This window comes from Salmonella sp. NW38 (genome assembly GCF_051807745.1).
Classification (GTDB): Bacteria; Pseudomonadota; Gammaproteobacteria; order Enterobacterales; family Enterobacteriaceae; genus Salmonella; species Salmonella enterica.
This window is the reverse complement of sequence record NZ_JAMMTO010000006.1, coordinates 54,198-77,026: the sequence shown is the minus strand read 5'-3', so window position 1 is coordinate 77,026 and position 22,829 is coordinate 54,198. Positions and strand designations below refer to the sequence as shown.

Genomic DNA, 22,829 nt, shown 5'->3' with positions numbered 1-22,829 from the left:
TTGCCGGGCGCTCTGAAAAGCTGCTGATTAACGACCTGAAATCGGCGGTACAAATACCACACCCATATCCCAGGGCTGCTCAATCCAGGTGTTCTGAGGAATATCAATAACATAATCATCAACCAGCGGACGGCCCGCCGGTTTAGCGAAAATCGTGACGAAATGCGCTTTAGGGTACATTTCGCGAATCGCGACGGCGGTACCGCCGGTATCGACCAGATCGTCGATGACGATAAAGCCTTCGCCGTCGCCTTCTGCACGTTTCAGCACTTTCAGTTCGCGCTGGTTATCGTGATCGTAGCTGGAGATGCATACGGTATCGACATGACGAATGCCCAATTCACGCGCCAGTAGTGCGCCCGGTACAAGGCCGCCACGACTTACGGCAATAATGCCTTTCCATTGTTCTGAAGGCATGAGGCGGCTCGCCAGTTTGCGTGCGTGAATCTGCAACATGTCCCAGGTGACGACGTATTTTTCGCTCATGTGAAGTGTCCCAGCCTGTTTATCTACGGCTTAAAAAGTGTTCGAGGGGGAAATAGTTGCGCGAGATTATAGAGACCTGACGCGCTAAAAACCAGTGTTTAGCGGAATCCACGCCTCTTTTTGTATGCTTTATACTACCCGCAGGCGGAGAAAGTGGTATTCTCAGTCGCATCTCGTAAGAGTTATCAATTCCGCTAACCCTGTGGCCTGTAAGAACGTTTTTCAGACCACCGCCAAGGAGACTTATCGTGTCTGAACTGTCTCAGTTATCACCACAACCTTTGTGGGATATTTTTGCCAAAATCTGTTCTATTCCTCACCCGTCCTATCACGAAGAGCAACTCGCGGAACATATTGTGAGTTGGGCCAAAGAGAAAGGCCTTTACGTGGATCGCGACCAGGTCGGTAATATTCTGATCCGTAAGCCCGCCACTGCAGGTATGGAAAATCGCAAGCCGGTCGTTTTACAGGCGCATCTGGATATGGTGCCGCAAAAAAATAGCGACACCGTTCACGACTTCACTACAGATCCTATCCAGCCTTATATTGATGGCGAATGGGTTAAAGCGCGCGGTACTACGCTCGGCGCCGACAATGGTATTGGAATGGCTTCTGCGTTAGCGGTACTGGCTGATGATAATGTCGTCCATGGCCCGCTGGAAGTGCTGCTGACCATGACCGAAGAAGCCGGCATGGATGGCGCGTTCGGCCTCCAGTCCGGCTGGTTGCAGGCCGACATCCTGATCAACACCGACTCTGAAGAAGAAGGTGAGATCTATATGGGCTGCGCAGGCGGCATCGATTTTACCTCTAATCTGCCGTTGACCCGTGAAGCTGTACCCGCAGGATTTGCGTGCTTTAAGCTAACCCTGAAAGGTCTGAAAGGCGGCCACTCCGGTGGTGAAATTCACCTCGGCCTTGGCAATGCCAACAAATTGCTGGCGCGTTTTCTGGCCGGGCACGCAGAAGAACTGGATCTGCGTCTGATCGATTTCAACGGCGGCACGCTGCGTAACGCGATTCCGCGCGAAGCGTTCGCTACCCTCGCCGTTTCCGCAAACAACGTAGGCGCTCTGAAAACATTAGTGAACGCTTACCAGGATATTCTGAAAAACGAACTGGCGGAAAAAGAGAAAAACCTGACGCTGCAACTCAATGAGGTTGCTAGTGATAAAGCCGCATTGACCGCGCCGTCACGCGATACCTTTGTGCGCCTGCTGAACGCAACGCCGAACGGCGTGATCCGCAATTCAGACGTAGCGAAAGGCGTAGTGGAAACATCGCTAAACGTTGGCGTGGTCACAATGTCTGATGCGAATGTCGAAATTCACTGCCTGATTCGCTCTCTTATCGACAGCGGTAAAGATTATGTGGTGAGTATGCTGGATTCGCTGGGCAAGCTGGCTGGCGCGAAAACCGAAGCAAAAGGCAGCTATCCTGGCTGGCAGCCCGATGCGAACTCGCCGGTCATGCACCTGGTGCGGGAAACCTATCAGCGTCTGTTCAACAAGACACCGAACATCCAGATTATCCACGCCGGCCTGGAATGCGGTCTGTTTAAGAAACCCTATCCGGATATGGACATGGTTTCTATTGGGCCTACCATTACCGGACCTCACTCTCCGGATGAGCAGGTACATATCGAAAGCGTCGGCCACTACTGGACTCTGCTGACCGAATTGCTGAAAGCGATTCCTGCGAAGTAAGAAAGCGCTAAAATGCCCGTCCCATTTCTGGACGGGCTATTAATATGGAATATCGGGTATCCATTGCCAGATAAGCTCTCCTGGATGCGCTGAAATAGCGCTGCGGCTACACGCGAATAGCCAGACAGCCCGATAACAGCGCCGGTAACACCGAATTATTGTGGCGTAAACGCCATTCCTTTAAATATCCGTAGCGGATTGCCGCGCTCAATCTGATGATGGAACAGACGCCTTTCAGACTTCAACGCCGCACACTCATTTTGCCGTTGCTGTTCCAGCCGCCAGGCAATCAGCAGCCGGGCCAGACGCTTATTCGCATGTTGACTGCGCTCCGACTGAACCTTCACGCTAATCCCGCTCGCCAGGTGCGTGGCCCGCACTGCCGAGTCGGTTTTATTAACGTGCTGCCCACCCGGACCGGAAGAGCGCAGAGTCTCGAAACGAATCTCATCAGACTGCATCTGTTCGTCGGCGGAAAAGCGCCCAATGCCGACGTACCAGTTTTTTCGCCCATGGTGCGGGCGATACGGGCTGGTACAAATCCACAGTAACGTTCCACACCAACGTTCACTGAAAGCCATAGCTTTTTCACCGTCCAGCGAGACCAGTGCGGAACGCAGCGTGTCTGGTAATCGTCCCGGCTCCGTTTCAAGTCGTGTCAGCGATACCTTTTCTCTGGCAGCTTCTTTCGCCAGACAATCCAGCGCTTTTTTTACCGCCAGACAACACTCGTCCGGTCCCTGTGCGGAAGAAAGTTGCAGTAAGATCATGCGCTTTTCTCCCCTGAGGTTTTCAGCGTCAGCACCGGACGCAGGCAGGCAACCGGCGTAATCAGTCCGGCGTCTGCCAGACAATCCACAACGCTATCGATGGATTTATACGCCTGCGGCGCTTCCTCATAAATGAGCTGGCGATCGCGGCAAATCACCCGGCTGCCCATCCCGGTACGGCAGAGCTGTCGCGGGGTAAATTTTGCCGATAACCGGTCTTTACACTCGGTACGCATCCATTTGCGCCCCGCGCCGTGCGCCAGGGAGAAGAGGCTCTCCTCGCTGACGACAGGTTTCACCAGCCAGCTATAATCGCCGCGCGAGCCGGGGATTATCACCAGTCCCTGCCCATCTGGCGTAGCGCCTTTACGATGCAGCCACCCCGCCTCACCCGCGACAGTACAGGGTTCAACGAAGTTATGCGCCACATCCAGCCGCGGTTCGCCCTCAGCCCTGAGCTGTTGCAGTATCCGGCGGGCAATCAGCGCGCGATTACTGCGGGCAAATGCCAGCGCATCGTCATGTTCTGCAAGGTAGCGGCGCGCATCGTCGCTATCTTCCGGCAAACCGTTATGCGAAAACGCCTCCACATGACGACGCAGGATAGCTTGCCCCAGACCGCGTGAACCACTGTGTACCAGCAGTAATAACTGCGCTTTTTGCAACCCCGACAAAGCGAACGAATCAGCATCGACGATGCGATCGACCTGCTGCAGCTCGGCAAAATGATTGCCGCCGCCAATGGAACCCAGCGCAGAGCGCCACGAATGATGCTGCATTGCGGCGGGGACATTCTCCTCCAGCCACTGCGCGTCCGCCACGTCAGTCAGCGACGCCAGCCGCTTCTCCAGTTTATCGGCGTTATATTTACGCCCTAAAATATCCGTTTGCCATAACGCCATGCCGCAGCCGATATCGTTGCCGACCAGCGCCGGATAAAAGCGTCCACGCGAGAAAAAGGCTGCGCCAATAGGATAGCCACGCCCCGGATGCAGATCTGGCATCCCGATAACGCGTTTCATACCGGTTAACTTAGCCGTCGTATATAATTGTTGGATCGCGGAATCTTCGATCCACAGGTTATCTGATGCGATAGAAAATACCACATCTGATAAAGGACTAATATAATTGCCCATATACCATTCCATATATGAATTAAAAAATCAGGAAATGGCAGACTAATCCAGGGCAATAAAAGAAAATTAATCCTGGAAAGGTCTGCAAAGTGCGTTCAGAGAATAAAGTGTCATGATGAACCTCCTTTGCAGTTATTGAGAATGAGAAAACGCGGGTATAGTAATACTGAAATTTAGATGGCGCAATCGTAATAGTGATAAAATCTTAATAGCCTGACTTATAACCCTAACACCAACTGTCGTTCCAACTGAGGGTCGAGCAGCGTTACGTGTAGCCCCACCAGCCGTACGCCGCGCTCGCCGCGACGCTCGTCCCAGGTTTTACGGGCGGTGGTAATTAAGTCTTCTTTATTTAATTGCGGCCAGACATGTTCCTGAGTGGTTTGCTGAAAATCATTAAATTTTAATTTAACGCCCTGTCGGGCAATCAGTAAATCGGGCTTTACTATAGCCAGACGACGCTCCAGTTCCGGATATAAATGTTCAATAATGGCCTCGCAGTCCGACCACTCATGAATATCCTCCGCCAGAGTACGCTCAACGCCTACCGATTTACGCAGCCTTTCGCTGTTAACATCACGCTCGTCAATACCCTGACTACGCTCCCATAATACCCGGCCAAATTTACCAAAGCGTTTGAGAAGCATCGCCAGATCGCACTGTTGAATATCCCCGCAGGTTCTTAACCCCATATTTTCCAGTTTGGCGGCGGAAACTTTCCCCACGCCTAGAATTTTGGCTAACGGCAACGTTTTAAGAAAGTCGGGTACATCGGCTGGCGTAATAACATATTGCCCGTTCGGTTTATTGAGATCGGAGGCGATCTTCGCCAGAAATTTCACTGGCGCAACGCCGGCAGAGGCGGTGAGTTGCAGTTCATTGAAAATAGTCTGACGAATCTCCCTGGCGATCAGAGTCGCCGATCCATAACAGTGCGGGCTGTCAGTCACATCCAGCCAGGCTTCATCCAGCGAGAGCGGTTCAATCAGTGAAGTGTAGCGGGAAAAGATGTCACGTACATGCCGCGAAGCCTCTTTATAGGCGTCAAAGCGGCCAGGCAGTAAGGTGAGATGGGGGCACAGCTTTAGCGCCATGGCAGTCGGCATCGCGCTGCGTACGCCAAACTGGCGCGCAGGATAGTTGGCGGTACTGATAACGCCTCTTCGCTCACGACTCCCGCCAATGGCAATAGGGATATCGCGTAACGCCGGATTATCACGCATCTCTACCGCGGCAAAAAAACAGTCCATATCAACATGTATGATTTTGCGCATCGCTCGCCCCCACAATACTGTTTAAGTGTACAGTATGTTTTATTGCGCGCAAAGATACATTCGCGTTAAAAATGCGACATATTCGAAGGTATGACGACGAAAGCGGCGGGAAAATTGTAAACGTACACACGGGGACTTGCGAAAAACTGCCGTGGTGCTAATGTGAGCGCTCCAAATCCAGATTACTCCGATTTGGGGACTCTTTTGCCGTTCTGGCGTGTGTAACCGTTTTATCAAGGAACAAGCAGTATGCGTAAAATCGCATTTTTTCTTGCGATGCTTCTGATGCCGTGCGTCTCATTTGCCGGTTTGCTGAGCAGCAGCAGCCCCGTCACGCCGGTCAGTAAAGAGTATAAGCAGCAGTTAATGGGCTCACCGGTCTATATTCAGATTTTTAAAGAAGAGCGCACTCTTGATCTCTACGTCAAAATGGGTGAGCAATACCAGTTGCTTGATAGCTACAAAATTTGCAACTATTCCGGCGGGTTAGGCCCGAAACGCCGTCAGGGCGATTTTAAAAGTCCGGAAGGGTTTTACAGCGTTCAGCGTAATCAACTCAAGCCAGACAGCCGTTTTTATAAGGCCATCAACATTGGTTTTCCCAATGCCTACGATCGCGCGCATGGCTATGATGGTAAGTATCTGATGATTCACGGCGCCTGTGTTTCCGTCGGCTGCTATGCCATGACCGACAGCGGCATTGATGAGATTTTCCAGTTTGTCACCGCCGCGCTGGTCTTTGGTCAGCCGAGCGTGCAGGTGAGTATTTATCCGTTCCGGATGACCGACGCCAATATGCAGCGTCATAAATATTCTTATTACAAAGATTTCTGGGCGCAGCTAAAACCCGGCTACGATTATTTTGAACAGACGCATAAGCCGCCAACTGTTTCTATCGTTGATGGACGTTACGTCGTGAGCAAACCGTTGAGTCACGAAGTTGTTCAGCCACAGCTGGCCTCAAATTATACGCTCTCCGAGGCAAAATAACGCCCATTCGCCTGGCATAATCTTTTGCCAGGTTTCATTCCCCGTTAGCGGCTGGGTAGCAATCACGGTAACCACGTCATTTGGCGTGGTCTGTGAACTGAAATCAATTTCCATGTCCTGATCCACCAACGTGGCTACGCCGAACGGCGCCCGGCGAGTGATCCAGTGCAAATGGGTTGAGCAAAACGCCATCACATATCGCCCATCTGACAGCAGCATGTTAAAAACGCCTTTTTCACGTAATACCGTCGCCAGTGTCGCAATATATTTAAATACCGCTGTCATGTTGCCCGGCGTGCGGGGATAACGCTGCGTTAATTTATGCAATAGCCAGCAAAACGCTTTTTCGCTGTCGGTTTCCCCCACCGGACGAAAATTACCGGTTTCCAGCGACTTATAACCGTTGAGCTGACCGTTATGAGCATAAGTCCAGTTGCGTCCCCATAATTCCCGGGTAAAAGGGTGTGTATTTTCCAGCGCCACTTCACCGCGATTAGCCTGACGGATATGGGCGATAACCGAGCAGGACTTGATCGGGTAATTCTGTACCAGTTTCGCAATCGGCGAATGGTAGCTCGGTTGCGGATCTTTAAACGTGCGACAGCCCTTTCCTTCGTAAAAGGTAATTCCCCAGCCGTCTTTATGCGGCCCGGTTCCGCCGCCACGCTGCACCAGTCCGGTGAAGCTAAAGCAGATATCCGTCGGCACATTGGCGCTCATCCCAAGCAGTTCGCACATACATCACCTCCACAAACGCCTTAAGCGGGAAGGCGTAATTTTTACAGCCAATCAAAACTAAAAATATCAAAGAAAACAATATGCTATACCCTAAATAATTCGAGTTGCAGGAAGGCGGTAAGGGAGGAAATCCCCAGGAGCATAGATAACTATGTGACTGGGGTTTCTGAGCGCAACCAACGCACCTGCAGCTTGAAGTATGACGGGTATAGTTATTTAACCATCTCTTTTTCGATCAACTGAATCAGGATATGAATCACTTTGATATGAATTTCCTGAATACGATCGGCATAACCGAAGTGCGGTACGCGAATTTCAATATCCGCCGTTCCCGCCATTTTGCCTCCGTCTTTGCCGGTCAACGTAATCACTTTCATGCCTTTTTCACGGGCCGCGGCAATCGCTTTAATCACGTTACCAGAGTTACCCGACGTCGAGATCCCTAACAGGACATCGCCTTCGCGCCCTACCGCTTCAACGTAACGAGAGAAAATATAGTCATAGCCAAAATCATTACTGACGCAGGATATATGGCTAACATCAGAAATCGCAATTGCCGGGTAGCCCGGACGATTTTCACGATAACGACCTGTCAGCTCTTCAGCAAAGTGCATCGCATCGCAATGGGAGCCGCCGTTACCGCAGGAAAGTACCTTACCACCCGCTTTAAAACTGTCAGCCAACAGGACCGCCGCGCGCTGAATGGCGTGAATATTGGCGTCATCTTTTAAAAAATTAGCCAGCGTTTCCGCCGCTTCGTTCAGTTCGTTACGAATAAGATCCTGGTACATGAGGATATCCTTCAGCATGAATGTAAATGACAGTATGCAGTGTACCGGATAGCAGTACAGGCGAGAAGCATAAGCCGAATTAACGCCTCACGCTTTTGATTTTTCGTGCCCCCAAAAACGGCAACAATGTGAGCTTTGTTGTAATTATTTTGTAAACACATTGATAAAAAATTTTACATCTACTACAACCTAATCATCACAAGTGGTCAGACCTCCTACAAGCAAGGGAGCTTTTCGTTATGATGATTTTGAGTATTATCGCTACGGTTGTTCTGCTCGGCGCATTGTTCTATCACCGCGTGAGTTTATTTCTCAGCAGCCTGATTCTGCTCGCCTGGACCGCCGCACTTGGCGTCGCTGGCCTGTGGTCCATCTGGCTGTTGGTTCCTCTGGCCATTATCCTCGTGCCGTTTAACCTCACACCGATGCGAAAATCAATGATTTCCGCACCGGTGTTCCGCGGCTTCCGTAAGGTCATGCCGCCGATGTCGCGCACTGAGAAAGAAGCGATTGATGCCGGTACAACCTGGTGGGAAGGCGATCTGTTCCAGGGCAAGCCTGACTGGAAAAAACTGCACAACTATCCGCAACCGCAACTCACTGCCGAAGAGCAAGCGTTTCTCGACGGTCCGGTAGAAGAAGCGTGCCGGATGGCGAACGATTTCCAGATTACCCATGAACTGGCGGATCTGCCGCCGGAACTGTGGGCTTATCTGAAAGAGCATCGTTTTTTTGCGATGATCATTAAAAAAGAGTACGGCGGGCTGGAGTTCTCCGCTTATGCGCAGTCCCGTGTACTGCAAAAACTGTCCGGCGTCTCCGGGATTCTGGCTATCACCGTCGGCGTTCCAAACTCACTCGGCCCTGGCGAGTTATTGCAGCACTATGGTACGGAAGAGCAGAAGAATCACTATCTGCCGCGACTGGCGCGCGGCCAGGAGATCCCCTGCTTTGCGCTGACCAGCCCGGAAGCAGGTTCTGATGCAGGCGCCATTCCGGATACCGGCGTGGTTTGCATGGGCGAATGGCAGGGCCAGCAGGTGCTGGGTATGCGCCTGACCTGGAACAAGCGTTACATTACGCTGGCGCCGATAGCTACCGTGTTGGGCCTGGCGTTTAAGCTTTCCGATCCGGATAGATTGTTAGGCGGAGAAGAAGAGCTGGGTATTACCTGCGCCCTGATCCCCACCTCAACGCCGGGTGTGGAAATTGGTCGTCGCCACTTCCCGCTTAACGTTCCGTTCCAGAATGGTCCAACCCGCGGTAACGATATTTTCGTGCCTATTGATTATATTATCGGCGGCCCCAAAATGGCCGGACAGGGCTGGCGTATGCTGGTGGAATGTTTGTCGGTAGGACGCGGTATTACCCTGCCGTCCAACTCCACTGGCGGGGTGAAATCCGTCGCGCTGGCAACCGGCGCCTATGCTCACATTCGTCGTCAGTTCAAAATTTCTATCGGCAAGATGGAAGGTATTGAGGAACCGCTGGCGCGTATTGCAGGTAACGCTTATGTGATGGATGCCGCCGCATCGTTAATCACCTACGGCATTATGCTGGGCGAAAAACCGGCGGTACTGTCGGCTATCGTGAAGTACCACTGCACCCACCGCGGCCAGCAGTCAATTATCGACGCGATGGATATCACAGGGGGTAAAGGCATTATGCTGGGCGAGAGCAACTTCCTGGCGCGTGCTTACCAGGGCGCGCCTATCGCGATCACCGTGGAAGGCGCGAATATCCTGACCCGTAGCATGATGATCTTTGGTCAGGGCGCCATTCGCTGCCATCCTTATGTACTGGAAGAGATGGCCGCAGCGCAGAATAATGATGTCAATGCCTTTGATAAACTGTTGTTTAAACATATTGGCCATGTCGGCAGCAATACCGTTCGCAGTTTCTGGCTTGGCCTGACCCGCGGATTAACGAGCCATACGCCAACCGGCGACGCCACGAAGCGTTATTACCAGCATCTGAACCGACTGAGCGCAAACCTGGCGCTGCTGTCTGACGTGTCAATGGCGGTACTGGGCGGCAGCCTGAAACGCCGCGAGCGTATCTCCGCGCGTCTGGGCGATGTGTTGAGTCAGCTTTATCTGGCCTCAGCCGTACTGAAGCGTTACGACGACGAAGGTCGCCACGAAGCCGACCTGCCGCTGGTGCACTGGGGCGTACAGGATGCGCTGTATCGTGCTGAACAAGCGATGGACGATCTGCTGCAGAACTTCCCGAACCGCGTCGTGGCCGGATTGCTCACCGCGATGATCTTCCCGACTGGCCGTCATTATCTGGCGCCGTCTGATAAGCTGGATCACGCCGTGGCGAAGATCCTGCAGGTGCCGAACGCCACACGTTCACGCATTGGGCGCGGTCAGTATCTGACGCCTGCCGAACATAATCCGGTCGGTTTACTGGAAGAAGCGCTGCGTGATGTCATCGCTGCCGACCCTATCCACCAGCGCATCTGCAAAGAACTGGGTAAAAATCTGCCGTTTACTCGTCTGGATGAACTGGCGCGCAATGCGCTGGCGAAAGGGTTGATTGATAAAGATGAAGCCGCCATTCTGGCGAAAGCGGAAGAGAGCCGCCTGCGCAGTATCAACGTTGATGATTTTGAACCTGAAGCGCTGGCGACCAAACCGGTAAAGCTGCCGGAGAAAGTGCGTAAAGTCGAAGCCGCATAATCAGTCTCGCGTCTTTCCTGCCCCGCTTTCGCGGGGCTTTTTCTTGCCGCTTTTTTATTATTGCTCATGCTACAGTGTAAAGACGCTGTTCAATGAGGAGCTCCGATCGTGTCTGGTTTGAAAATTACTCTGTTGCAACAACCTTTAGTCTGGATGGACGGCCCGGCAAACCTGCGTCATTTTGACAGACAGCTAGAGCTCGTATCTGGCCGGGATGTGATTGTTCTGCCTGAAATGTTTACCACCGGCTTTGCGATGGAGGCCGCTAATAACTCACTTTCGCAAGATAGCGTGATTACGTGGATGCAGGCCAAAGCCCGACAAACTGACGCTCTGATTGCCGGCAGCGCGGCGCTACAAACTGAGCGCGGCGCCGTAAATCGCTTCTTACTGGTTGAACCGGAAGGTAAGGTTCATCTCTATGATAAGCGCCATCTGTTTCGTATGGCGGATGAACATCAACATTATGCCGCAGGCGATAAACGCATCATCGTGCAGTGGCGCGGTTGGCGCATCCTGCCGCTGATCTGTTACGATCTGCGCTTTCCGATATGGTCGCGCAACCGCAATGATTACGATCTGGCGCTGTATGTAGCGAACTGGCCTGCGCCGCGCTCGCTACACTGGCAAACATTACTGACAGCGCGCGCTATTGAAAATCAGGCTTATGTCGCAGGCTGCAACCGGGTTGGCACCGATGGCAACGGGTTACATTATCGCGGCGATAGCCGGATCATTAATCCCCAGGGTGATATTATCGCCACCGCCGAACCACACCAGGCGACACGTATTGATGCCGATCTTTCTCTCGTCGCCTTGCAGGACTATCGCGAAAAATTTCCAGCCTGGCGCGATGCCGATCCATTCACCTTGTAAGCAACCTGCCGCTCACCGCGGCGGGATTGTTTCACTCCGTAACTCTCCGTAAAACAAATTCGCGTGGCGTAATGTGGCAGGCAACGTATTCTGACTAAGAGCCTATCCCATTAGGGCTATTTTACTTGCCATTTTGGACCTGGGCAGTGCTCAAAATCCTCACGTACTACGTGTACGCTCCGGTTTTTGCGCGCTGTCCGTGTCCAAACTGGCTGCGCCAATAACGCCTAATGGGATAGGCTCGAAGATAATTGCTCGCCATTCGTGGGTAATAAAAACGGTTAATCACTCCCTTATCAGGATATCTTCATGAAAAACTTTGTACGCACAACTTTACTGGCAGCGACTCTGGCGGGCGTTTCTTTTGGCGCTTTCGCCACCGCTGTTCCCAATCCTCCCCTGCCCGCCCAGGATCCTATTGTCCAGCATCTGAAGCTGACAAACGATCAGATTACCCGGATCAAAAAACTTCACCAACAACTGGAAACCGACGTCAGTCAGATTTCTATGAAGGGAATTAAAGACGGTGCGCTGATAGAGGTGATTAAATCCGGTAAATGGGATGACGCCGCCGTAAAACAGCAGCTTGCAGCCTTCAGTAACATAGAACAACAGGCTCGCTATTATCGGGTTAAATATTATTTTGATTTAAGCAAAGTCTTAACACCAGAACAGCGTCAACAGGTACAACAAGATCTCGCCCAGGCACTTGAGTAAATATTTTTGCCCGTTATTCCTGGATAACGGGCTTTATCCTGGTCGGGTACAAATTCATCTTCATCTTTTTCTTACAGCATCGCTCTATCTCACACTACCCGTTACATAACGTAGAAGTGAAACCGTACGTGGGGCAATTTGGCGAGGAGATGGATTTCCATACCGACGATTATCGTATTGTTATTTAAAATCTTCATCTCATTTTTTACCCGCTTACAGAAAACCCAGCGTTACAATAGACCGTTTTTTGGGCTTCGTTTATGTAATCGTTATATCACACCCTATACCGTGAAACTTGTCTTTTAGCCCAATATTAAGGCAGGTTCTGAAATGAAAAACTTTTTCGCAGTCTGCATCATTCCCCTTGTGGTAGCCTGGTCCACTACTGCATCAGCAAAAGAAGGGATCTATATCACCGGGAAAGCGGGGACATCCGTAGTCAATGTCTATGGAATCAACTCAACCTTCAGCCAGGATGAGATAGTCAATGGTCATGCAACGTTACCTGACCGTACCAAAGGCGTTTTTGGCGGCGGGGTTGCTATCGGTTATGACTTTTATGATCCATTCCAGCTTCCAGTACGTTTAGAACTGGATACCACTTTCAGAGGTGAGACGGATGCTAAAGGCGGGCAGGATATTATTGCATTTGGTCAGCCAGTACACATAAATGTAAAAAATCAGGTCCGAATGACCACTTACATGGTTAATGGCTATTATGATTTTCACAATAGTACGGCGTTTACACCCTATATCAGCGCAGGCGTTGGCCTCGCTCATGTGAAGCTAAGTAATAACACCATTCCTGTTGGTTTTGGTATTAATGAAACTCTGTCTGCTTCAAAAAATAACTTTGCCTGGGGCGCAGGTATCGGTGCAAAATATGCTGTAACAGATAATATTATGATTGACGCCAGTTATAAATACATTAATGCAGGCAAAGTAAGCATTTCAAAAAATCACTATGCTGGTGATGAACATACCGCTTATGATGCAGACACAAAGGCTGCCTCCAATGACTTCATGCTCGGCATTACTTACGCCTTTTAAACACTATCGGTAAAATAGCTGGTTCTGTGGGTTCCCGAAGGCGCAATGGAGGATATCAGTAATGAATACTCCTGCGCCTTCAGAAAATCGTTGAACAGGTGCAACCTGGCGCCATTTTTCAGTACACTGCAACGTTTCTGGTATGGGCTTAACTTCCGGCTGCCCAAAAACAGCCCCGTCCTGTTGTATGATCTCTAAATGTGAATGGCACGATTATGCGAGATACTTACAAGTGTCTGGTATGAAGATATACTGCGAACGCCGATGTAAACGGCGCGCGTAACATTTTAGAGCGGGACACGCCGTGCTTGCCTGTGGAAGGAGCGTGCAGTCAGGCAGCCCGTTGGAGTAGGAACCCACGCCCTTCAGGACGTGGAGGATGTCAATGCACAAGAATTGGGGAATCTTTAGCAGAATTTATTATCTCTACAGTAGCATCTCTCTTGTTCCCGTCATAAATAACCCAATGCCTCCAGAGCTGAAGCCGCCTTCAGCATGAGCACTGGCTGCAAATAACACCAAATAAAATAATAATATAACAACTACCGAGACAAAAAACACCTCTCTAAAGTATTTAGAATTCATACAGTCAGCTCATTTAAATTTAACGTCACATGCAACCATGCATGCGTAAAACAAGAACCACACTCATATTAATAATGATTAGTAATGTGAGCGTGCGTATAAAGAGATACAGATGTATATTCCTTAATGTAACGGAACATCATCAATGCAAATAGCAACCATCGATATATTAAACTAAAATAATACATCTAGTGCATATATAAACCATTCGTATGGTGGCTGTAATAAAATTGTTGATAAACGGTCATCCCCTAAACTTCCAGCCTCCCCACCACACGAACAATGATGTTCTTTATATTTAATCGTAATAAAAAACAAAACAATAATTAAACAAAAAATAAATAAGATATTTTTGATTCAAATTTTCACTCCTTCTGTTATATACACCAAGTTTCATTTTTTTTATGATCCCGAAAGAAAAAACCGTCATATGACGATGGCCATTGCATTCCATACATGTAATCAACTTCGTTCTGGTACACGGCTCTCTGTTCTACATCATTTATATCCCCGACAAGAATCTTTTGGAACTTATGATAATGATAAACACTACTAATAAAATTAGGATCACGAGGCACTACGCAAGCCTGAAAAAAGAACCCAAGGTTTTTAATTTCACTGGAATAAGAATGTTTACCACAAAAATCAAACCAAACTTCCATACCATAATCTCTGCGACTCCTGATGTACTCGCTCAGAAATTTGTGGTTGTTATTAAAGTCAACAGAAACAGCAAATAACCCGACGCTATTTAATTTACTGATCCTTTCCATATGTATGAGCACAAATTCCCAGGGAATCCTGAGTATATATTTATTTAACCCATGTTTATGGTTGAATAAATTAAATGACTTTTGTAACTCTTCAAAAAACATCAATGACTCAATTATGTGGTTTTCGCCTTCTTTCCAGAAGGGTTCAACGAAATAAATATCAGTAACATCATCTGTTTTAATGCGGTTTTTTGTTACATGCACGGGGTGATATTTAACCATGTGATATTCCGCTGTGTTATTCTGTGCCGCTTAATTTCACCACTGCTGATTAAAATCCTTGTACAACAGCCGCAATCTGCCGTTGTTGTTCCGTAAGAAGGATAATAATGTATTAAATCAGTAAGTACACATCACACTTTCACACTGGCAGTTCGTTTGTTTCCTTTATTTGCTCAAGAACAAAGCTCGATGCAGATCCACTAATTGAAGAATTAGTTAATATTATTTTCTCATAAAAACTATAGTAATCGTTCATATCTGTAAATACTGTATGCATTAAATAATTAAATGATCCAGAAATTCGATAAAAGGCAATAACCTCAGGCATTGACTTTATTTTCTCAGAAATACTAGCGTATTGCTCCTCAGATATGTTAATCATAATAAAGACATTAAGTGAAAGACCTAGTTTTTCTTTATCCAATAAAGCGAACTGACCAATGATAATCCCCCTGTCTTTAAGTTTTTTTAAACGTTTGAAACATGGTGTGGGCGTAAGTCCCACTTTATATGCAAGTTGCCATAAAGTTTGCGCACAATCTTTTTGGATTTCTTTCAATAATTCTTTATCTTTATCATCTAAATACTCAGTCATAGGAAAGCAGAACCTCACGCATTGATTTTCATAAGTGAATAGATTTTCTTTATTAAATAAAACAAGTATATAAAGAGAACTCTGATTTAAAAAACCATATAAGAAAGATATCAATAAAATAAATAATTACTGTCAGGGGGTTTGTGTTCCCATCAGCATTGTCACTGTCAGCGTTCCCTGATACTCACCAGAACGCTTCTCCCTGATGTTAAAGGGTTGTGTTGTCAGGGTAAGGGGCACTGGCACACAACGTACCGCCTGCCGTTGCCCGGGAAGTACCACCGGACGCGTTGCTGCTTTATCCACGTTCTCCAGACTGAACTCCACGCCACGGGTGACAGGAATACTTCGTCCCCCATAATTCATACTGACCGCATAATCAATCGTATCAGCAGAATCGCTCTTTATAACCTGAAATCCCGTACCTGACTTATTGCTTCCTTCTATCTTCATCTGTAATGAACGGGCTTTCACACCTCCGTCATACAGACACATATCCAGATTAGCCCTGCCCGACATTTGTGAGGCATTCAGCCGGTGCAGATTCAGATCCACCCGAGGGGTTGCAGTACCAAACTGCGGAAAGTAAATAGCAGCATTTTCTGCAAAGTGGTCTGTCACATTCAGCGTGATATCCGACACTAAACTACCGATTGGAATATGCCACCATGCCTCAGCCCGCATCTGTAAATGTGCGCTCCATTGCCCAATAGGGAGTTTTCTGCGTTCGCTTGCAGGTATCCATAGATAATATCCCCACGAATAGGCGCATCCTCCACCAGAATCTAAAAAATAATCACCACACGAACTGGAACGGTATCCCTGAAGAGCCACCTCTGCCTTCTTGCCTGTTTTTAAATCTGTAAACATCAACCTGATTGCTGAAAACTTACCAGCCACCGTCACGTTATGACCCCACAGACTTCTCGTAGAGCATGCACCGTTACTGGGATCATTCTCAGAGAGACAAAGTAAACTCCCTCGGTTCATAGTGTTGTCCTCAAACTTAATATTTTCATTACGCAAGATGTACAAATCTTCAACAGACTGGCTAATGTCCTGAGTTTGAGTAATAGGTATGTATTTGTTGTAGGTAAAATGGTCTGCCCACACGTTTAATGGAGCTATACACATAGCTACCAAGAGCAGCCAATACCACGTCATACTCGCCCATTTCATTTTATTTTCCATACTAATCGTTTTTATCTTTACGTTATGCTTCCTGAACGGCATGGCGCAGCAGACCAGCAACGTTCAGTAAACGGATGACCCGCGGCGATATTTGCAACGCCTGTGGCAGGGCATCCACGTCACTTAATTCACACCGCACATCACCCACTACCTGCATAACATCCCGACGTTTATGTACTGACATCGGACAACGCAGGATCCTGTTTTTTGACAGCAGCCACAGGCTGGATTCTTTATGCTCGCTCTGCAGGCTAAATCGCCCGGAAGGTCCCAACGACAAAAATGGATGGTTCAGTGGCTGTGCGTCCAGCAGCGGTCTGCCATCCTTGTCCAGTACGCGGCCAACGTACAGTCGGCTCATACTGGCGCTGATGTTGTGAACCAGCAGATGCCCGGGTGTCAGGAAGTAACGCCTGCTTCCCCCTCCCGCTTTTACGCCTGCCATACCCTGTGAACTAACCCCTGCATCCTCAATGGTCACCTCCGTGGCGTTATAGCCTTCCATCAGCAACAGCGACTGCTGACCAAAACCGAGACTGAACGGCTGGCTGCTGCCACGAACGCTGACTACTTTCCCGCTACTGCCCTCGTCCCCCTCTGACTCCACGTTCACCGCCATGCCAGAGGCCGGTTCACCGTCCTGACCACCTCCCCAGAACAGTCCATTACGGGATAACGCCAGAGACGAGCTGTAGCCAGCGGTGAGTGAACTGGCGCTGCCCGCATTACGTTGATGGGAGTTACTGATAGTGGCGCTCAGTTCCCCCATACGGCCGCTCATGCGTCCGCCGAGACTCCCGCTCCAGCTGTCGTCGTTATAACCGGAGAAACCCACCGACAGTTCACGATACAGATCCTGCTGCCAGGATCTCACATGGTTCACATTCCAGGACGTCTGTGTTTTTTGATTCCGGCTACTGTGAATATCGGTCCCGGCTGAGGTATACCCATTACTGCCAGTCATTGTCGGTGGTTGAGAGGCATATGACACACTGACACTCATAAACAAGCCATCATCATTCACTCCGTTATTTCGGGTTCGCCATACTCCCCCATGGGTATTAATATTCATGCCAGCCATATTAAGGCTGTACGTTGCACTAGCCTGAGCAGATTCGCGGTGAGAGGCAGGGATGTATGCCTGTCGCCAGAACACATTTTCTTTGTCACTGTTATCATCATATCCCCGGTAAACCGGCCGACCTTCTGTCCTGCTGGTACTGTATCCCAGTAGGGCATACCAGTTCCCCACCGGAACCGACAGGGAGGCGTTCATCGAAGTCTGGCAGGTCATACTGGCATGCACTGACTGTGGATGACGACCACTACAGGCATCACTTTCCGTATGGTTACGCCACAGACTCGCGGAAAATCCGTCGTTGTATGTCACCTGCTCAGTGTTACCGCTCGTGCTGTCTGTCCCATGCAGTATCCCGGCAGAAAGGTCCAGCGTGCCATCCAGCACTGCATGCTGTGAATTCAGTCGGGTTTCACTGTACCAGGCCTCATGTGCCAGAGAGATACCTTCGGTCAGACTGATATTTTTCCGCAGCCCAGTTCGGAATCCGGCAGCCATGACAGTCTCACCGTCATAATGGCTGGCTTTATCCCCGGTATCTTCCTGCCCGCCCTGAATAAACCACTGGGTCTGTGCACTGAAGCTATTACCCCCCTTACTGAAGGGCTGGCTCTCCGTTCGTCGCAGAATTCCATCCTCATATATCCGCAACGCCAGAGGATAGCTTCCCGGTGGAAGAGAGTGAGTATCCAGGGTATGCATTCCCGGGGTCAGGAACTGACTCCCCAGCAACTCGCTGCCACGATAAATATCAATACGGGCATTTCGGGTAACCTGAACCATAACCGGAGTGGCATTCTGGTCCACCTCATGGTTAACATAAGCTTGGGTGGTCCCGGTTCGTAATCCATCAAACCGGCTCAGGGGAAGCAGACTGAACCCAAAATCCCCCCCCGTGGCGCTGGACAGATTCCGCTGATCCATCCGACCAGCCTGGAGATAATACTGATTGCCGAGATCCTGACGGACAAACAGATTGTCAAACCAGGCCTGACTGTTATTGTAATGTTCTGACTGATTCCAGATAGCCGCCCAGTTGCCTCCCAGATAACGACCGTCACCAAGCCCCAGGGCACCGCTACCATTCAGTGTCATATTACGACTGTGGAGATCATCACTCAGATACAGCGTCTGGCGGTGAATAAATGCGCTGACACCCTCCGGGGTCGGAGTCAGCCAGCGTTTATCACGTCGTTCTTCATCCGGCAACCAGTCCCGGTTAAGAAACAAAGATAACTGAGCGTTGTTCTCATCAAAAATAACCGCAACATCCTCTTTATCTGTTGCCACGTAACCACACTCGCTGCTGTCTTTTGCTTCTGAGACACCACAGACCAGATTGCTGTTACGTAGCAACGGACGGCTGAGTGCAGCCAGCGCTTTTTGCCGTTCTGCGCCCGGCAACGCGGCAAGCCCACTGCTTTCAAGTACCATCAATGGGGACATGAACTGCACGGTGTCCGGTTTAACCACCACCGGAAATAATCCCAGTGAATGCCCTGGTAGCAACACTTCAATTTGCTCAGTCTGTCCTTCCAGCAGAGATTCAAATCCAGGAGGGGGAATAAGAGTTGCCTGGCTGGTAAAACTGCACAACCCCAGTAAATAATACATCCAGAAATAACGACTCACGTAAAGAGACCTGAATTGCAATGAATAATAAGATCAATACCGGATCCGGTTCAGGTACGAACGGTGACAACCCAAAACCGGATCAGATGAAGAGCTAATAACCGGTTATTAGCCGGCAGTGACAGCCTGTGAAATCACCAGACTGACCAATCCGCTGTATTCACCGGCAGGCAGGTTTTGTAAGGCTGCTCCAGCCTTCTGACCAATATCCAGGTTCAGCAGAGCTGAAGCATCGCCAGTTTTTCCGTCCGGGAACAGGGTTTTAGCTTCCAGTACAGAATTGGTGGTGGTCAGTGACCGTCCTCCCAGAGTCACTTCCATATCAATGGTTTTGGTGGGATCCAGGACGTTGATAAGTTGTGGAGCATTCAACAGTTTTACATTAACCGACTTGGTCTGATCGTTGCTGTAAAGGCGGGTCTGGAGTGATTTATGGACCAGGCCCTTACCCGGCATGAAATCCAGCTTCATAGTCGACGGGAGGGATGAACCATCGGCCTGCAGCAGTTCAAGTGTACTGTCAATATTGGCAGTGACGGTAATATCCTTCTGAACCGCAGAAACAGAAAAAGAATAAACGGTGGCCAATGCCACAGCCGCGGCAATAAAAGATGTTTTCATGTTCATAAAAAATAACCTTGCTTTGTTGTTTATTACAGTGATATATGTACACCCGGTATACATCCGCTCCCCCTGAGAATAAATGTAGGGTATAGCGTACGCTCCGTGTGTTTTTACTTTCCGGCTGCTGTTAAATCAGCAGAGATTACCGGTGAATTTGCACCCGTACGATATTCCACACGAAATGCATTACTTTTTATTCCGGCCGGAATATCAGCACTCCCGCCGGGATAAATACTTTTGTCTATATTCTGCCAGTGGCATGTGGTGTCGCAGTTGCCGGCCCGAATAAGAGAAAGCCGGGTATTTCCCGTATTCAGCAGGTGGTGACCGTCCGTTACCAGCGCAGGCCTGGGGTCTGACGGAGAAACACGCAGCAACACCCCCCAGACAAGATTCACACTTACGGATGAATTTTGCTTTCCACCTGCCTGTGGATCATCTTCCAGTTCAGGAACAGCCTCGAAGTATACCCGCCAGGCTTCCTCTCTTTCCGGTGCCTGAGTACTGATAACACGTATTGTTTTTTTTGTTCCCGGGGAAAGGGCAAATTTCTCCGGGGAGACAACAAGTCCTGTCTCTATATCATTCCCTGCTGGTACCTCCTTCTCCTGTGGCATACCAGGATGTTCAATACGCATGATTCTTGTTCGAATATATTGCACATGATCTGATTTAGAATAGACGAACAGCGAGGTGGCCTCTTCGCGGCTACTATTAATTTCTGCCGCCATGGGATAAACGAGCATATTCGCCCTGGCATGACCACATGCAAACATAGCGACACAGAGAAACACCCCGGGAAGAGTATCTTTAAAATTCATACCAGATTTTACCGTATAAAAGTCATCTAAATTTTAGTATTAGCATAGACAGAAAGTTATCAGCATAAAGAAGCAAATTACGATTCAGTGTTAATACATTTTGTGTGGAGGGCATCATACGGAATAAAATTTTTCGCTCAATACCTCTGTTTTTTTCAGAAAAGAAAAAATTAGTAAATAAAAGTCCACGGATTTCATTCACCAAAAGCGAACGACAGATCTGTAAGAATCGCTGAACAATTAATAACGCCGCAGTAAAAATTTTGGAAATTCTTCATAAGAAAGTTGTTACTGTGTACCTGACTTACTCAGATAAATGGAACTGTATTTCCCCCTCCTTCAAAGCAACAAATACGTAACATAACAACGTAGGAGACAGAGAATCTAAAGAAAGCCCTCCAGGAGGGAGATACAATTCAGACTACAAAACCAAATAAACCTTAAACAAAGCCACAAATAGACTGATCATTATGAGGTTTTACAAAACCAGGTAAAAAAAAGTAAGCAAGGTAATTAATTTAGAAAACTAAAGTTACAGTTAGATCAGATTTACTTGCTCAATATCTGTTAAAAATATGATATCAGTAAACAAAAACCTATATACATCATATGGTTATGCTTGATGTTTACACCTCTCCAGCAAAGTGTAATCAATATAATACACTATTTTTAGCTGAAATATTGGTTAAATACTCCATAAACAACAATAGAAAACAGAATAATTCACCATGAAAATATAATTCACCTTTTAAAACATAATGTTATAAAAAAACACCATTCAAATTGATGCCAGTCCCTTACCTGCCAATGTTGTTTACGGTTCCTTTCCCCCTTTTGTGCGAGTAAGCAACATGAATATACAAGTCTTAACGACCAATGCCTCTGTCAGCCCAAAATAAGTCGACATTCCTGTGCATGGCGCTGCAGCAGGAATAGAACGGCAGACATCAGCGCGGAATGGAATCCCGGCTGAAACAGGCTCGTCTGCCATGAGTCAAAACGCTGGAGCAGTTCGACTTCAGCTTCCAGCCAGGCATCGATCATAAGGTCGTCCGGGAGTTGGCCGGTCTGACGTTCGTGGAGCGCTGCGTGAATGTGATCCTGCTGGGGCCCCCGGAGTGGAGAAAACCCACCTGGCCGCGGCCCCCGGTGTGAAAGCGGCAGATGTGGGCCATCGGGTGTTGTTCATGCCGCAGGACAGGTTGGTAGACGCTGATGAAAGCGAAGCTGGAAAACCGCCTGGAGCGCCAGCTACAACAACTGAGCTATGCGCGGGGGCTGATCCTGGACGAAATAGGTTACCTGCCAATGACCAGTGAGGAAGCCAGTCTGTTCTTCCGACTGCTGAACCGACGGTATGAAAAAGCGAGCATTATCCTGACGTCAAACAAAGGCTTCGCAGACTGGGGAGAGATGTTCGGTGATAACGTGCTGGCAACAGCGATCCTGGATCGGCTGCTGCATCACTCAACCACACTGAATATCAAAGGAGAAAGTTACCAACTGAAGGAAAAACGCAAAGTCGGGGCGCTGACCAAAAGCGCAACGCCAATCAGTGAAGATGAAATGGCGGAAAGCGGACAGCAGAAGTGATCAAACAGCGGACATTAAAAATAGCGAAAAACGACCATAAATCCTGGCGTTGACATCCTCAAGATTTAATATCAGAAGCTTCCATGCCGCCGCATCCAGACTTCCAGTTGTCCCTGGTGGCTTCAGAAATACCGGCCTCCCGGTAGACATCTTTAACAGTCCGTCCGGATTCAACTGATCTAATCACAGCGATGATCTGGTGCGCAGTAATACGGGCATTACGCACAGCGATCTCCTGCGTTGGCAGATTGATTATGCCGGATGATCTCTAAATGTGAATGGCTCGATTATGCGGGATACTTACAGTGCAACCTGGCACCATTTTTCAGTACACTGCAACGTTTCTGGTATGGGCTTAACTTCCGGCTGCCCAAAAACAGCCCCGTCCTGTTTCCGGGTATTATCATTTCCGTCAGTCGGCATCATGTTTTGTATTGGGCATCGTCAAAAGACGACTGGCTGACCAGTCGCATATCTCGATGCCTCAATTCAGTCAT

General features: G+C 48.9%; 20 protein-coding genes and 4 pseudogenes. 8 read left to right on the top strand and 16 right to left on the bottom strand.

The features are described from left to right. Positions 1-27 precede the first annotated feature (27 nt). Positions 28-486 (bottom strand): xanthine phosphoribosyltransferase, encoded by a 459-nt coding sequence (gene gpt / locus NA624_RS12185; protein ID WP_001292018.1) that lies wholly within the window; start codon positions 484-486, stop codon positions 28-30. Positions 487-734: 248 nt separating this feature from the next. Between gpt and pepD the strand changes: the two genes are divergently transcribed. Then, positions 735-2,192: a cytosol nonspecific dipeptidase gene (pepD, locus tag NA624_RS12180; RefSeq protein ID WP_001292981.1), complete on the top strand. Its 1,458-nt coding sequence runs from the start codon at positions 735-737 to the stop codon at positions 2,190-2,192. 155 nt (positions 2,193-2,347) lie between these two features. On the opposite strand, the gene prfH is transcribed toward pepD, so the two are convergent. The 3 genes from prfH to dinB form a co-directional block, all read right to left on the bottom strand. Continuing rightward, complete coding sequence (gene prfH, locus NA624_RS12175; RefSeq protein ID WP_000602080.1) at positions 2,348-2,962, bottom strand: peptide chain release factor H; 615 nt, start codon at positions 2,960-2,962, stop codon at positions 2,348-2,350. Beyond that, complete coding sequence (locus tag NA624_RS12170; RefSeq protein WP_000528909.1) at positions 2,959-4,098, bottom strand: RNA ligase RtcB family protein; 1,140 nt, start codon at positions 4,096-4,098, stop codon at positions 2,959-2,961. The genes prfH and NA624_RS12170 overlap by 4 nt, the downstream gene beginning before the upstream one ends. 218 nt (positions 4,099-4,316) lie before the next feature. After that, the gene (gene dinB, locus NA624_RS12165; protein ID WP_001226195.1) at positions 4,317-5,372 is read right to left on the bottom strand and encodes a DNA polymerase IV; all 1,056 of its coding nucleotides are present in this window, start codon (positions 5,370-5,372) and stop codon (positions 4,317-4,319) included. 249 nt (positions 5,373-5,621) lie between these two features. Between dinB and dpaA the strand changes: the two genes are divergently transcribed. Continuing rightward, positions 5,622-6,362: a peptidoglycan meso-diaminopimelic acid protein amidase gene (dpaA, locus tag NA624_RS12160; protein ID WP_001225658.1), complete on the top strand. Its 741-nt coding sequence runs from the start codon at positions 5,622-5,624 to the stop codon at positions 6,360-6,362. Here the strand turns inward: dpaA and NA624_RS12155 are convergent. Next, positions 6,333-7,100, bottom strand: coding sequence for a class II glutamine amidotransferase (locus NA624_RS12155; RefSeq protein WP_000333387.1), 768 nt, complete (start codon positions 7,098-7,100; stop codon positions 6,333-6,335). The two genes, dpaA and NA624_RS12155, sit on opposite strands and share 30 nt — an antisense overlap. Before the next feature lie 212 nt (positions 7,101-7,312). Continuing rightward, a complete protein-coding gene (gene lpcA, locus NA624_RS12150) occupies positions 7,313-7,891 on the bottom strand; it encodes a D-sedoheptulose 7-phosphate isomerase (protein WP_000284051.1) in 579 nt (192 codons plus the stop codon). Positions 7,892-8,130: 239 nt separating this feature from the next. Here lpcA and fadE point away from each other — a divergent pair, with 239 nt between their 5' ends. The 4 genes from fadE (at position 8,131) to pagN (ending at position 13,218) form a co-directional block, all read left to right on the top strand. Continuing rightward, complete coding sequence (fadE, locus tag NA624_RS12145) at positions 8,131-10,575, top strand: acyl-CoA dehydrogenase FadE (RefSeq protein ID WP_000973041.1); 2,445 nt, start codon at positions 8,131-8,133, stop codon at positions 10,573-10,575. A gap of 108 nt (positions 10,576-10,683) precedes the next feature. Continuing rightward, the gene (locus NA624_RS12140) at positions 10,684-11,451 is read left to right on the top strand and encodes an amidohydrolase (RefSeq protein WP_000015789.1); all 768 of its coding nucleotides are present in this window, start codon (positions 10,684-10,686) and stop codon (positions 11,449-11,451) included. A 309-nt stretch (positions 11,452-11,760) separates the two neighbouring features. Continuing rightward, positions 11,761-12,168, top strand: coding sequence for a Spy/CpxP family protein refolding chaperone (locus NA624_RS12135; RefSeq protein ID WP_000788200.1), 408 nt, complete (start codon positions 11,761-11,763; stop codon positions 12,166-12,168). Between the two features lie 330 nt (positions 12,169-12,498). Continuing rightward, positions 12,499-13,218, top strand: a complete 720-nt coding sequence (gene pagN / locus NA624_RS12130; RefSeq protein WP_000787611.1) for an adhesin/invasin protein PagN — start codon at positions 12,499-12,501, stop codon at positions 13,216-13,218. 3 nt (positions 13,219-13,221) lie between these two features. Here pagN and NA624_RS12125 read toward each other — a convergent pair whose 3' ends face one another. Then, positions 13,222-13,410: a hypothetical protein gene (locus NA624_RS12125; protein WP_031603244.1), complete on the bottom strand. Its 189-nt coding sequence runs from the start codon at positions 13,408-13,410 to the stop codon at positions 13,222-13,224. Positions 13,411-13,466: 56 nt separating this feature from the next. On the opposite strand from NA624_RS12125, the pseudogene NA624_RS12120 reads away from it, so the two are divergent. Next, positions 13,467-13,570 (top strand): annotated as a pseudogene (locus NA624_RS12120) (hypothetical protein); the annotation flags it as partial. Positions 13,571-14,180: 610 nt separating this feature from the next. Here the strand turns inward: NA624_RS12120 and tioA are convergent. The 7 genes from tioA to NA624_RS12085 form a co-directional block, all read right to left on the bottom strand. Next, positions 14,181-14,798, bottom strand: coding sequence for a protein TioA (gene tioA / locus NA624_RS12115; protein WP_000241744.1), 618 nt, complete (start codon positions 14,796-14,798; stop codon positions 14,181-14,183). Between the two features lie 139 nt (positions 14,799-14,937). Further along, positions 14,938-15,393 carry an Lrp/AsnC family transcriptional regulator TinR gene (tinR, locus tag NA624_RS12110; RefSeq protein ID WP_000141546.1) on the bottom strand — a complete coding sequence of 152 codons (456 nt, stop codon included), beginning with the start codon at positions 15,391-15,393 and terminating at the stop codon, positions 14,938-14,940. A gap of 132 nt (positions 15,394-15,525) precedes the next feature. Continuing rightward, the gene (locus tag NA624_RS12105) at positions 15,526-16,572 is read right to left on the bottom strand and encodes a CfaE/CblD family pilus tip adhesin (protein WP_001543176.1); all 1,047 of its coding nucleotides are present in this window, start codon (positions 16,570-16,572) and stop codon (positions 15,526-15,528) included. 34 nt (positions 16,573-16,606) lie between these two features. Next, positions 16,607-19,294 carry a fimbrial outer membrane usher protein TcfC gene (tcfC, locus tag NA624_RS12100; RefSeq protein WP_000092516.1) on the bottom strand — a complete coding sequence of 896 codons (2,688 nt, stop codon included), beginning with the start codon at positions 19,292-19,294 and terminating at the stop codon, positions 16,607-16,609. 108 nt (positions 19,295-19,402) lie between these two features. Next, positions 19,403-19,978: a fimbrial protein TcfB gene (tcfB, locus tag NA624_RS12095; RefSeq protein ID WP_000287954.1), complete on the bottom strand. Its 576-nt coding sequence runs from the start codon at positions 19,976-19,978 to the stop codon at positions 19,403-19,405. Positions 19,979-20,028: 50 nt separating this feature from the next. Further along, positions 20,029-20,739: a fimbrial chaperone TcfA gene (gene tcfA, locus NA624_RS12090; RefSeq protein WP_001009501.1), complete on the bottom strand. Its 711-nt coding sequence runs from the start codon at positions 20,737-20,739 to the stop codon at positions 20,029-20,031. Between the two features lie 885 nt (positions 20,740-21,624). Further along, positions 21,625-21,783, bottom strand: a complete 159-nt coding sequence (locus NA624_RS12085; protein WP_000564358.1) for a hypothetical protein — start codon at positions 21,781-21,783, stop codon at positions 21,625-21,627. Between NA624_RS12085 and NA624_RS12080 the strand changes: the two are divergent. Then, positions 21,742-22,332: pseudogene (locus NA624_RS12080) on the top strand (ATP-binding protein). The gene NA624_RS12085 and the pseudogene NA624_RS12080 sit on opposite strands and share 42 nt — an antisense overlap. Positions 22,333-22,396: 64 nt before the next feature. On the opposite strand, the pseudogene NA624_RS12075 reads toward NA624_RS12080, so the two are convergent. Continuing rightward, a pseudogene (locus tag NA624_RS12075) lies at positions 22,397-22,558 on the bottom strand (transposase); the annotation flags it as partial. Positions 22,559-22,638: 80 nt separating this feature from the next. Then, positions 22,639-22,758 (bottom strand): annotated as a pseudogene (locus NA624_RS12070) (hypothetical protein); the annotation flags it as partial. Positions 22,759-22,829: the final 71 nt, after the last annotated feature.

What these genes read in the sequence shown, in the direction of transcription:
- NA624_RS12155 (WP_000333387.1), bottom strand. Translation starts at nt 7,100, where the DNA reads ATGTGCGAACTGCTTGGGATGAGCGCCAATGTGCCGACGGATATCTGC.
- tinR (WP_000141546.1), bottom strand. Translation starts at nt 15,393, where the DNA reads ATGACTGAGTATTTAGATGATAAAGATAAAGAATTATTGAAAGAAATC.
- pagN (WP_000787611.1), top strand. Translation starts at nt 12,499, where the DNA reads ATGAAAAACTTTTTCGCAGTCTGCATCATTCCCCTTGTGGTAGCCTGG.
- tcfA (WP_001009501.1), bottom strand. Translation starts at nt 20,739, where the DNA reads ATGAATTTTAAAGATACTCTTCCCGGGGTGTTTCTCTGTGTCGCTATG.
- NA624_RS12170 (WP_000528909.1), bottom strand. Translation starts at nt 4,098, where the DNA reads ATGGGCAATTATATTAGTCCTTTATCAGATGTGGTATTTTCTATCGCA.
- NA624_RS12105 (WP_001543176.1), bottom strand. Translation starts at nt 16,572, where the DNA reads ATGAAATGGGCGAGTATGACGTGGTATTGGCTGCTCTTGGTAGCTATG.
- tcfB (WP_000287954.1), bottom strand. Translation starts at nt 19,978, where the DNA reads ATGTATACCGGGTGTACATATATCACTGTAATAAACAACAAAGCAAGG.
- NA624_RS12135 (WP_000788200.1), top strand. Translation starts at nt 11,761, where the DNA reads ATGAAAAACTTTGTACGCACAACTTTACTGGCAGCGACTCTGGCGGGC.
- fadE (WP_000973041.1), top strand. Translation starts at nt 8,131, where the DNA reads ATGATGATTTTGAGTATTATCGCTACGGTTGTTCTGCTCGGCGCATTG.
- tioA (WP_000241744.1), bottom strand. Translation starts at nt 14,798, where the DNA reads ATGGTTAAATATCACCCCGTGCATGTAACAAAAAACCGCATTAAAACA.
- prfH (WP_000602080.1), bottom strand. Translation starts at nt 2,962, where the DNA reads ATGATCTTACTGCAACTTTCTTCCGCACAGGGACCGGACGAGTGTTGT.
- dpaA (WP_001225658.1), top strand. Translation starts at nt 5,622, where the DNA reads ATGCGTAAAATCGCATTTTTTCTTGCGATGCTTCTGATGCCGTGCGTC.
- lpcA (WP_000284051.1), bottom strand. Translation starts at nt 7,891, where the DNA reads ATGTACCAGGATCTTATTCGTAACGAACTGAACGAAGCGGCGGAAACG.
- gpt (WP_001292018.1), bottom strand. Translation starts at nt 486, where the DNA reads ATGAGCGAAAAATACGTCGTCACCTGGGACATGTTGCAGATTCACGCA.
- NA624_RS12085 (WP_000564358.1), bottom strand. Translation starts at nt 21,783, where the DNA reads ATGATCGATGCCTGGCTGGAAGCTGAAGTCGAACTGCTCCAGCGTTTT.
- dinB (WP_001226195.1), bottom strand. Translation starts at nt 5,372, where the DNA reads ATGCGCAAAATCATACATGTTGATATGGACTGTTTTTTTGCCGCGGTA.